The 11635-nt window shown below is 37.3% G+C and carries 11 protein-coding genes; 2 read left to right on the top strand and 9 right to left on the bottom strand.

All coding sequences use genetic code 11. From position 1 onward, the window contains the following. Positions 1-28: 28 nt before the first annotated feature. From spoVK to ACQKMF_RS11255, 9 genes are all read right to left on the bottom strand, one after another. Positions 29-985: a stage V sporulation protein K gene (gene spoVK, locus ACQKMF_RS11215; protein ID WP_101226045.1), complete on the bottom strand. Its 957-nt coding sequence runs from the start codon at positions 983-985 to the stop codon at positions 29-31. Between the two features lie 362 nt (positions 986-1347). Further along, positions 1348-1581: an RNA chaperone Hfq gene (gene hfq, locus ACQKMF_RS11220; protein ID WP_034313436.1), complete on the bottom strand. Its 234-nt coding sequence runs from the start codon at positions 1579-1581 to the stop codon at positions 1348-1350. A gap of 3 nt (positions 1582-1584) precedes the next feature. Beyond that, entirely contained in the window at positions 1585-2505 is a 921-nt protein-coding gene (miaA, locus tag ACQKMF_RS11225) for a tRNA (adenosine(37)-N6)-dimethylallyltransferase MiaA (protein WP_427573195.1), read from the bottom strand. A gap of 366 nt (positions 2506-2871) precedes the next feature. After that, on the bottom strand, positions 2872-4194 hold the full coding sequence (locus ACQKMF_RS11230; protein WP_427573157.1) for a sensor histidine kinase: 1323 nt from the start codon (positions 4192-4194) through the stop codon (positions 2872-2874). Positions 4195-4725: 531 nt separating this feature from the next. Continuing rightward, positions 4726-6666 carry an FtsX-like permease family protein gene (locus ACQKMF_RS11235; protein ID WP_427573159.1) on the bottom strand — a complete coding sequence of 647 codons (1941 nt, stop codon included), beginning with the start codon at positions 6664-6666 and terminating at the stop codon, positions 4726-4728. Further along, positions 6644-7420: an ABC transporter ATP-binding protein gene (locus tag ACQKMF_RS11240; RefSeq protein WP_402941905.1), complete on the bottom strand. Its 777-nt coding sequence runs from the start codon at positions 7418-7420 to the stop codon at positions 6644-6646. Before ACQKMF_RS11240 ends, ACQKMF_RS11235 begins: the two co-directional genes overlap by 23 nt. Before the next feature lie 98 nt (positions 7421-7518). Beyond that, on the bottom strand, positions 7519-8580 hold the full coding sequence (locus ACQKMF_RS11245; RefSeq protein ID WP_427573161.1) for a sensor histidine kinase: 1062 nt from the start codon (positions 8578-8580) through the stop codon (positions 7519-7521). Next, entirely contained in the window at positions 8577-9284 is a 708-nt protein-coding gene (locus tag ACQKMF_RS11250; RefSeq protein ID WP_427573163.1) for a response regulator transcription factor, read from the bottom strand. Before ACQKMF_RS11250 ends, ACQKMF_RS11245 begins: the two co-directional genes overlap by 4 nt. Before the next feature lie 72 nt (positions 9285-9356). Beyond that, positions 9357-9812, bottom strand: coding sequence for an SMI1/KNR4 family protein (locus ACQKMF_RS11255; protein WP_101226038.1), 456 nt, complete (start codon positions 9810-9812; stop codon positions 9357-9359). Between the two features lie 942 nt (positions 9813-10754). Here ACQKMF_RS11255 and ACQKMF_RS11260 point away from each other — a divergent pair. Both ACQKMF_RS11260 and ACQKMF_RS11265 read left to right on the top strand, forming a co-directional pair. Next, complete coding sequence (locus tag ACQKMF_RS11260; protein WP_101226037.1) at positions 10755-11192, top strand: DUF1641 domain-containing protein; 438 nt, start codon at positions 10755-10757, stop codon at positions 11190-11192. A gap of 39 nt (positions 11193-11231) precedes the next feature. Continuing rightward, the coding region (locus tag ACQKMF_RS11265; RefSeq protein WP_427573166.1) for an NAD(P)/FAD-dependent oxidoreductase at positions 11232-11635 on the top strand (404 nt) is incomplete at its 3' end.

Raw genomic sequence — 11635 nt, forward strand, 5'->3', positions numbered from 1 at the left:
GCCCGCCATCTTGGTGGGCTTTTCCATGTCATTCTTTTTCATCATCCTCGAAAACCAAATCTTGGCTGGTTAGCGTCAGTAAATCGGATTTTTCAAATGTATCCTCCAATAAAAGCCGCATTGCCTGGGCCCTAATTGACTTTTCAAGTACATTGCGGATATAACGTCCGTTAGAAAATGAAATAGGTCCCCGAAATGAACGCAATATGATTAAATGTTCTTTTAATTTCCTTTCCGCATCCCGATTCATTAGATATTCTTTTTCCTGAAGCATCCGATCGGCTATTTCCATTAATTGTTCAATTGTATAATCCGGAAAATCAATAACAAGCGGGAATCTGGAATGAAGTCCGGGATTAAGACTGAGGAAATAATCCATTTCCCTCGAATATCCAGCAAGGATCAAAATGAATTCGTGCTGCCGATCCTCCATATGCTTGACAAGGGTATCTATGGCTTCTTTGCCAAAATCCTTTTCGCCGCCTCTCCCCAAGGAATAGGCTTCATCAATAAATAAGATTCCGCCAATGGCCTTTTTAATTAAATCCCTTGTTTTTTGGGCAGTATGACCAATGTATTCCCCGACCAAATCTGCCCTCTCCGCTTCAATTAAATGCCCTTTCGATAGTACATTCATTTTTTGAAACAACTTACCGATTAAACGCGCAACTGTCGTTTTCCCAGTTCCAGGATTTCCTTTAAACATCATATGCAGTGCTTGCCTGCCAGTCTTCAGCCCTTTTGCCTCACGTTGTTTATTGATGTAAATCCAAGCATATATCTCTTTTATCATCTTTTTCATTTCTTCCATCCCGACCAGCGATTTCAGCTCATCTTCAATCTCTTTCAATGCCACATGCTGTTGGGGGATTTCCTGCACCAAAATTTCTTTTATCGGCAGTTCCTTTTGTAGCGCTTTTCTGTTTTCCGCATTAAACACAATATTGATTTGCCCGTTATTTTTCATACGGATCGGTTGTTCCAATGCATTCACCTCTCCATCTTGGACCCTTACTCTAATTCCACAAATTTTCATTCGATTTATGATGGTTACAACTAACCCATCGGAAAATTCGATTTTTTAAGCCGTATTCCCTTCCTGAAAAGCGACTTATTTTGACAGGATTCTTTCCTTTGAGGATATGTTACGACAATCTCCATTCCCATCCACCAATTTATTTGGGGGAATGTCATTTCCTGCGGTTTCCCGGAAAATAATCCGTCCCTTAATATATATTCAAAACAGGTACGTAAAATTATCGATTCTTTGAAAAAGAACAGCGAATTGCATGCAAAAAAAAACAGGTCGCTATAAGCTAAACCTGTTTTTTACATACATATATATGATTATTCCTTCACTTCGTAATCAATCTGAACATTACGTTGTGGAGCAAATGTAGAAATCGCATGTTTATAAACTAATTGCTGTTTGCCCTCGGACTCAAATAAAACGGTAAAATTATCGAACCCTTTCACTTGTCCTCTAATCTGGAACCCGTTTAATAAAAATACCGTCACATACGTACCATCTTTCCGTAATTGATTAAGAAACTGATCTTGAATATTTACTGATTGTTTCATGAACTAGTCCTCCTCTTTTCTCTCTAAATTTATGTATTCGCCTTCACTGAAAAGCTTTCCTGCTATAAATCCAGATATTTCATGTATTTTTTTTGGAAAACCCTCGAGATCGGTCATATCAAACCAATTTACATCCATTTTATTCCGAAACCAGGTCAATTGCCTTTTTGCATAACGACGGGAGTTTTGCTTCAATGTCTCAACCGCTTCATCCAATGAAGCCATTCCATCAAAATAATCATAGATTTCTTTATAGCCTATAGCCTGGATCGATTGACAATCCCTCAAACCTTTTTCATGAAATGACTCAACTTCTTGAATCAGCCCTTCTTCCACCATGACATCAACACGTTGATCGATGCGTTGATATAACTTTTCACGTTCCATTGTCAACCCAATGATGCACGTATCATATTTCAATTCTGTAGGCTGTTCATTCAGCTGTTCACTCATCGTTTTACCGGTACAATGAAAAATCTCAAGTGCCCTGATCACCCTTCTTACATTATTAGGATGAATCCGATTCGCGCTTTCCGGGTCAACGCTGCGTAATTGTTCAAAAACGGAATCAATTCCTGACTCCCTTACCTGTTTTTCGAGTCCCTCCCTATAAACAGGGTCGGATGGCGCCTCCGAAAATTGATAATCATAAATGACCGATTGTATGTATAATCCTGTTCCACCGACGATAATGGGGAGTTTACCTCTGCTTTGGATATCCTCAATACAAGCATTAGCTCGCTCTTGGAACTCTGCCGCACTAAATGGTTCATCCGGGTCTTTAATATCAAGTAAATAATGAGGAATTCCTTCTGTTTCTTCCCTCTTGATTTTTGCAGTCCCAATATCCATCCCTTTATAAACCTGCATGGAGTCCCCGCTAATAATTTCACCATTAAATAACTTTGCCATCTCAATGCTCATCTTTGTCTTCCCAACAGCAGTCGGTCCAATGATCACGAGAAGTTTTCCTTTTTGTTGTTTCACAATCTCACTGCCTTAATTGATTTTTTCCCTATCTTATCATAATCTCGAAGAAAGCAGCTAAACATCTACCCATTATGTCCAATTCAGGTACTTTTATTCAACTTTTCATCTTTATAACTCTTAGATAGTCAGAGTGTAAAATACCGAAAATGCACTTGAAGCGCATAGCTCCATTTGCGGCACTTGGGGAAAATGAATCCCCTTCTCCTGATAGCAAGGGATTCTAATTCCGATAATAGAATCATAAAAAAGGCATGATTCCTTCTGTATTTGAGGAATCATGCCTTTTTATCAATTTTCAATTTAGCCCAATTTTCCATTTACGGGTATGATCATCGTAACGGCCGTTTCTTTTTCCGAAGATTGTACATGAATCTCTCCATCATATCTGTTCACTAAGTCTTTAACGATGAATAATCCTTGTCCGCGAACTTTGCCCTTTTGTGCCTTTTTGGTTGAAAATCCGCTGGCGAATATTTTCTCCAAATCTAATTCCGAAATCATTGGTCCGGAGTTCGTTACCATAAACGTATACTTTTCATCATCAGCTTTGCATGCAATATTCATTCGGCGTTCTTGCTCTGGCAATTCAATTGTTGCCTCAATGGCATTGTCGATGACATTTGATAATAATTTTATCAAATCGGTTGTTTTGACCCGATTGAAGGATTCGGGTGAAACATCGATTTCAATATCGATGTTATAATTCTGGGCCGAGAGCCTTTTCGTCTCTAACAGGACAGATAAGCCCGGATGACTCACATCCAATTTCATCGATTCAATCGAATGCACTTCTTTTGAAAGACCTGTTAAGTATTCGAGTGCTTTTGCGTTTTCCTCTAATTTAAGCAGTCCATGTATCACCTGTATATGATTGGAGAAATCATGCCTTAATGAGCGGACTGAAGCAATGAGCGATTGAAATTCCGATTGATACGTATCTTCCGTATCCCCCACTTCACGTGTCAGTTCCTTTTGATACCATTTTTGAATGACAAAAAAGGTTACCAGCAGCATGATAACAAATCCACCATTATAAACAAGAATGGCAATACTGCTTTTCAATACCTTGCCGTTAATGGCATTTATATCTTCTGCGCTCACATCAATGCCCAAAAAACCAATAATGGTGCCATCTTGATTTTTCATCGGCACTCCCACAGTCAAATACTCACCATATTCCGGATCTTCTAGAATCCCGGTAATGAAGCTTTTGCCTTCATACGCCTGTTTAACCTGCTCCGACGGAACAGTACATACACCACCGATAGGAAAATCCCCTTTATGATCTTTAGAAAACCCAGTAATCATAGCCTTAGAGACTTCCGGATTATCAATCATGATCGTATAAACATATAATGCTCCTATTTTTTCACGTGCATCCTCTAAGTAAGCTTTTATATCCACGTAATCCCGGTTCTTTACTTGGTTATTGAGAAATCGCTGATAGGCCTCTATATCCATCGAGTCGGCAATAGATCTAGCAGCTACCAAGTTTTGATTAGCAACGGATTTTTGCACAGAATTTTTAATGCTTAAATATGTTGAAAACATATTTAGAAGAATGAAAACAATCAATAAAAGAATGGTCAAATAAAGAAGTGCCCTTAACTTTTTATTTTTCATAGGATTAAACTTACCTCATCTCTAGCAGCTAAAAGTTAACGAACCTATTCTGAGTTTACTATATAAAGGGACAAAGAAATAGAGAAAAATCTAATAATCTCTATAATTCCAGGCATATAATACTATAATAAATCAAGTAATTAACATATTATCCACTAACTTTCGATCATATAACTTTTTCATATTTTATCTGTACTGAACCAATTAATAATTTTTTCTAATAAATCATTTAATTTCCAAAAATTAAATATATTAATATAATTTTTTGTAAGGAAAAGGGGGGGATTGATGATGTTTGGTTTGGCACTTTCTCTTTCAAATAAATAATTTTACCCTTTATATGAAAATATTACAAGAATCTAAAGGCTAAATGTGTAAAATTACACCATAATTCACACTTTTTACATTAATTATTCGAGGTAATAGTGAATCACTCCCCTTTCAATAGTACATAATAACTAATTTATCATTAAGGAAAACAAAAATGGAATCAGGACCTGACCCCCTGATTCCATTTACGAATGATAGCTTTTATTTAATCGAATTGATGACTGCGCGCTCATACACCTTTTTGGTTACTTGATAATAGAGCAGTTGAAAAAGAAAATACGTTGCAATGACCATGGCCGAATAGACAAACAAATTGGATCCCAATAAATTGCTTAATGCCACGTAAGCGACTATGGCATGAAGCATTCCTATCAGAAAAGGAGCGAAAAATAGAATGCGTATTTCCGCACTTAAAATTTGCCGTATTTCTTTTTTTGTCAGGCCCAACCGATGAAGGGCGTGAATTTGGATTTTTTTATCTTCTAAATTCGTAAAAACACGCAGATACATCATGCTTCCTTGGACGATAAAGAATAATAAACTGACAAACAAGCCGATAAAAAGTATCAAAATGCTTCCCTGTTTCATTTCTTGATAAATCGGAGCTCTTGTTTGCAATTGATTATGGTCAGGATTATTAGACATTTTTTCGATTTTAGCAGCTGTTTCCATTGATTCTTCCCAGTCTTTAACTTCATACCCTCGTACTCTTACCTTATCTTTTAAAGGCACATCAGCAGTGATTTCATGAAACAGCCGATCATCGACCACCATCAGGGTCGTTGCTGATTTTATTGGAGCGACTATCGATTGATTGCGCTGACCAATCATTGTTACCTGTATGGTTTGTTTACCATATTGAAGCTCCTTTTGTTCACCCTTTTGAACAAATTGATAGTCGAGTCCTCCATAAGGAAAAATGTATAACGCTTCTTTTCCAGATAGCTTTGCTGGATCAATTTTTCGCAATGCAGCCGCATTGTTATAATCACTTTCCGAGATTAATAATGACCAATTTTCATTGGATTCTCCCGTTCTCATATGGGGTAACATGTGGGAAATGGGCACACCTGTCATATTAACTTCGTAAAGGATCTTGAATCCATCTTCCTTTAATGTTTTCTCCACTGCGGATGGTTCAATAACGGAATAAATGGAAGCGTCATTTTCAACCCAGCCAATTGATTGCGGAATGTTATCGATCCCTTGCTTTTTTAAATCTGCACTGAACATGAAAAGTGTTCCTGCAGCTGTCAAAATCACAGCTGTAATGATCGAGGTCAAAAAGAATAACCTGGAATAATCCTTAATATTAAATATCAGGTTTGTTTGCGTAATTAAATTCGTTCCACCATATAAGCTTTTCTTCTTCCGATAAAGCCTGCTGCATAGAGCGACAATGCTTTGGCTGAATAAAAAATAGGTGCCGATCAGTACGAATAATAAAATGGGCAACACTCGAATATAAGAATTGTTCAACGACATCGTGGCTGCCAAGTAATAAGAAATGCTTAAGCAAACGGCTGATATTGTAATTAACCACTTTGAAACGAGGGGCGCCTTTTTTGGTTTTTGTTTATCTTTTAATAAATCGACTACCTCCGCATTTCCAATCTGGAATAATGAAAGAAGCGATAATAGCTGAAATAGCAAGATGAAACCGACAATCGTATAAACAAAGGCCTCAGGGACAAAGACAAAGGATATTGGTTGCTCTACAGCCAATAACCAAGAAACTGCCATTAAAAATAACTTTGAGAACAAAAACCCCACCCCCACTCCTATAAGGATAGATATGAGGGAAACCATCGTTTGCTCGAGGTAAATCAGTTTTCTTAATTGGGATTTGGACATTCCAAGCAGTGTCAGCAGCCCAAACTCTTTTTTTCGCGGCTGTATAAATGCGGCATTCGAATAAGCGATAAAGAAAACTGAAAATATGATGATCACTATCTCAGCTGCAATGAGTCCTTTACTAATTAACTGGCCCCCAGGGATATTCGCATGGACCACATCTGGATGAAAGATAAATGATGCGTAAATAAAAAAGATTGAGACCGAAAGGACAATACTGAAAAAATAAGCTAGATAACGTTGGGCATTTCCTTGGATATTTCTCTTAGCGAGAAGTCGGATGTTCATGATAGACTCCTCCCAAAACGCTTAACGTATCTAAAATCCTTTGATGGAAGCTCTGTCTTTCCCCTCCGCTGTGAACCTCCGAAAAGAACTTACCATCCTTTATGAATAGAATCCGGTCACAGAAGCTGGCGGCGGTCGGGTCATGTGTGACCATGAGGATGGTTGCCCCCTTTTTCTCCTGAAGAGTAGTGAGGGTATCCATTACCTGCTTGGCAGATTTGGAATCCAAATTACCAGTAGGTTCATCCGCTAAAATAATGGAAGGCTCATGAATCATCGCTCTTGCACAAGCCGTTCGTTGCTGCTGACCTCCGGAAATTTCAAAAGTCCGCTTTTCTAAAATTCCTTCAATACCAAGAAGGTTCGCCAACTGATTTACCCTATTTTCCATTTCCTGCAGTTTATAATGATCTAACGCTAAAGGAAGGAGGATATTTTCACGAACGGTAAGTGTATCAAGAAGGTTGAAGTCCTGAAAAACAAATCCAATTTCCCTCCTGCGAAATAATGCAAGTTCCTGATTTTTTAATTCATTAGGATTTTGATCATTTAGAATGACTTTACCTGTTGTGGGCTTATCAATCGTGGCCATTAAGTTAAGCAAAGTGGTTTTCCCGCTGCCTGATGGACCCATCACGCCGACAAATTCCCCTTTCTGTACATTCATGGTGAAATTATGTAGTGCTTTATGAAATAAATTCCCCTGCTTTTGAAAATAAGTTTTGGATAATTGTTCCGCTTTTAAAATTGACATCCGAAAATACCTCCCTTTCTTACCGTAAGTATAATGAATAAAGAGGGAGGCTCCCATCGAAGTTTATTACATATTCGTTTAACACCCTTACAATTCTGTCACCTTTCATGTAAGGTATTTGTCTTAAAGAAAAATTCCACTGTAGTCCCTTCGGATACAGTCGATTGAACCATAACGCCATGCCCAAGTCTGTTAACGATTTGCTTTACTAGATATAGTCCCATTCCAGTTGACTCTTGTTGGACTCGCCCGTTCTCTCCAGTAAAAAATGGATCAAACACTCTCTTTACATCATGCGGGACAATTCCAATTCCCTGATCTGTTATCCTTAGGAATATCTCCGACTCTTTTTCAACAATGTTGAACGTTATGCTGTCATGCTTTTCCTGCCTTGAATACTTCAGCGCATTAAAGACCACCTGACTAATGGCGAAGTGGAGCCACTTACGATCCGAATGCACATATACATTCTCAAGCTCCGTTTCAAGCCTGGGATAAATGAACCGTTTGATGAACTGTTTCTTTTCCTCGTTAATCACTTGCTTGACTAAATTAATTAAGTCAACCCGCTCCGATTTTACATCCTCCGAAAAACGCTGAAGCCTTGCTCCATGCAATATAATTTCCAGCCCTCTGCGAAATCGATCATTTTCTTCTTCTATCTCTTTTAGATAAGCCTTCATCGGCTCATCCGAAAATGTCCTGTTGCCTTCTTGAACCAGTAAGGAAATGACTGAAACAGGAGTCTTCATTTGATGAACCCATTGATGAATCAACAGTTCATATTGCTCCTTCTGTTTGATTTGTTCTTGTAATTGTCCAATTGTTACGTGGTTCATTTGTTGAAAAAGATCCATCCACAACTTTTGTTCATTTGACAGGGGGTCCCTAAAGGCTTCGACATACTCAAATGATAAGCTCGGTTCTTGCTTCATCCTTGTTAATTGACTAAGAAAACGGTAATGCCTTATATAATCGCCCGCTAAAAATAAAAGCAGCATAAACAACGCCAGAATAATTAAATAGATGATATTTGAAACCGATATGTGATTACCCGCTTCCAGAACGGCTAGTGCATAAGCAATAATAAGCAGGCTTACCAATAGAACGGTATAAAATATAAAGTAAAGACGGTCTTTGAAAAAGGATTTTAGATTCACTTTTCTTCACCTTGCATTACTTTTAGTCGATATCCTTTTCCCCTGCTGGTTGTTATGGCATGCTTGACGCCGATATCCTCAAGTTTTTTCCTAACCCTTGTAACATTGACGGTCAATGTATTGTCATCTACAAATGAATCATCATTCCATAATGCTTCAAGCAAATCTTCACGCGAGACAATGGTGTCATACTGTCGTAGTAAACAACTCAATAATTTCAACTCATTTTGGGTTAACGTTACCTGATTGTCTTGGTATTCGATCATCGCTTTTTCCGTATAAAGCGTTAATCCATCTATTTCCTTTATTTGTTGGTGGAATGAAGATATTTCCGCATATTCACCGTAAACCCTACGTAGGACACTCTTTATTTTCGCCAGTACCACTTCCAAATGAAACGGTTTCGTTAAATAATCATCTCCCCCATATTCAATGGCCATGACTTGGTTCATTTCATCTGTCCTTGCAGAGATGAAAATGATGGGAATCTTTGAAACCGTCCTTATTAGCCGGCACCAATGGAAACCATCATAATAGGGCAGATTAATATCCAATAAAACTAAATCCGGCTTTATCTCTTGGAACTCCGCAAAGACTTGGTCCAGTTGCTTCACTTCAAAAACCTCATACCCATACCTTTTTAAGTAATTGACCAAGATACCAGCTATTTTGGAATCGTCTTCAACCAATAATATTTTATACATCTTTTTCTCCTCATTAACATGACAATAAAAAACCTTGAATGGTATGAGCCAATCAAGGGGATTACAATAAAATTAGATTTCCTCCGGGATTTTCAATCCCTCAATGAAGGATTTAAAACTCGATGCAACTTTATAAATATTTTCATCCTGGCTTGATGGATCCGAGTACCAACCCTGATCCCAGAAGTAAACTCCCTTTTCCTCTTCGTTATTTATCAGCAAGATTTTACCTGCACATGTATCATTACCTATTATAATGCAATTCTTATGTAAGTCATCTCTGTTTTCTTCATGCCATTTTTGTAAATTCAGTTCTTTATCTTGAAGTTCTAATCCATAAAGTACATTTAAGCAAACGAGTGTGTCTAATCCATCTACATAAAACTTACAGTTTTGGACCGCTGTTGTTCCGCCATTATGCTTAAGGAGAAATTGTTGATAATCTGCAGGGATTTCAAAACCCACAAATTCCTGAAAATTATTCACTGCTTCTTGTGTTGCTTTGCCATATCCGGTAATATTAACCATTGTATCGACTCCATTTCATTTAATTGATAATTTTATTCTATAAGGCTATTTCACTTGCTAATCGCTGCTTATAAAATGGCCAGCCCCTACACTCCATTTATGGAGATCCTTTAAAAATAGATTATTCATTTTTATTAGAAAATAATACTTTTTTTAAATATATTAACATAATTTTACTATTCTTTTCAGTATTTTCTGATATTTTTTTTGACAATTTCGTTTCTTTTCATAAAAAGTTAGCTTATTTTTGTCGATAAATCGTATAATTCGTAGATAAATCAGGAGTTTTCGATGATATATCTCCATTTCCGAAGATATATTCTCGATATCGCAGATAAAAATATTATTCTATAAAAAAGGCGCCCACTTCCTCTTCAAGGTTGGCGCCTTTTACGACTCAGATAATTTTATAGTCATCATAAGTAATTAATAACCTGCTCATAGAAACTGTCTCAGCACGTAGCTTATTCTTATCACGACAATAAGCAATGATGGAACTATTGGGAATTTTAGCTGTACAATTCCATTTACTATATTTTTCATTGTACCTAGAGGATATTTCAATATTCTCACCACGGATTTTTAACATCCTGCGTTCTACCAAAGGCATCATCTCCAATTCCGATAATATTATTTACCCAAAATCAGATAAAATATTCTTGGGTCTCATTCAAGCATGGCATATTCAAAAATTTTAGACATTATAGTGTTCTATATTATAGGAAATGAGAAAAAAGGTATTATCATCAGAATAATCTTAATATTTTCTCGGAATATTAAGATTATTCTTCAAACCCACCTAATAACTCTTATTTATATCTATTAAAATTATATTCGTATCACAAAAGAAATATTTGAAATTAAGAGATTAGAGTCGTATGATTAGTAGTATCGGCGGAAAACACATAAATCAAAATAAATAAGTTTAAAGGGGAATTAGATATGGTAGATGTAGTCACAAAACCTGAACATGAAACACTTAATATTTCTGCAAACCAAGAACAATTGGATATCCTAGATCAGCTTTTAAAGCCTGAGGTTCAGGAATCATTGAACACTTTAGTTGAGCAGTTACCAAAACTGACTGAGTTAGTGAATATTTTAACAAAGTCTTATGATTTCGCTCAATCGGTTGCGACTGATGATGTCTTGAAAAATGATACGGTCAGCGCCATTTCGGAGATTGCTACACCTGTTGTGGGTTCAGTGAAAGGTCTTGCGGCTAATGCCATCGAAGCTAAGGATCGTGCAGAAGCGAATACTGATGTGATCGGTCTTTTTGGTCTGTTAAAAATGATGAAAGACCCGCAAGCACAAAAGCTTTTCCGTTTCGCACAAGCTTTTCTTGAAGTCTCTTCAGAACGTAAAAACCAAAAATAATTTGATTAACTTTCAATCAGTAAGGACGGGGGATTAACTATGTCAAAACAAATCGTCATCTTAGGTGCGGGTTACGCTGGATTGCTATCTGCCTTATCCGTACGTGAATATTACAAAAGAGATGAAGTGCAGGTTACAGTGGTGAACCAATTTCCAACGCACCAAATCATCACCGAATTGCACCGTCTTGCAGGCGGATCCATTTCCGAACAAGCCGTTTCCATTCCGTTGGAAAAGCTTTTCAAAGGAAAAGATATCGACCTTGTCATTTCCAAAGTGGAGTCTTTCTCAGTCGATAACAAAGAAGTGAAACTTGCCAATGGTTCCACTTTATCTTATGATGCCCTGGTTGTTGCTTTGGGAAGCCAAACAGGATTCTTCGGCATTCCGGGACTTGAGGAAAACAGCATGGTCTTGAAATCCGTAAATGATGCAAACAAGAT

The organism is Peribacillus sp. NPDC101480, from assembly GCF_050277335.1.
Classification (GTDB): domain Bacteria; phylum Bacillota; class Bacilli; order Bacillales; family DSM-1321; genus Peribacillus.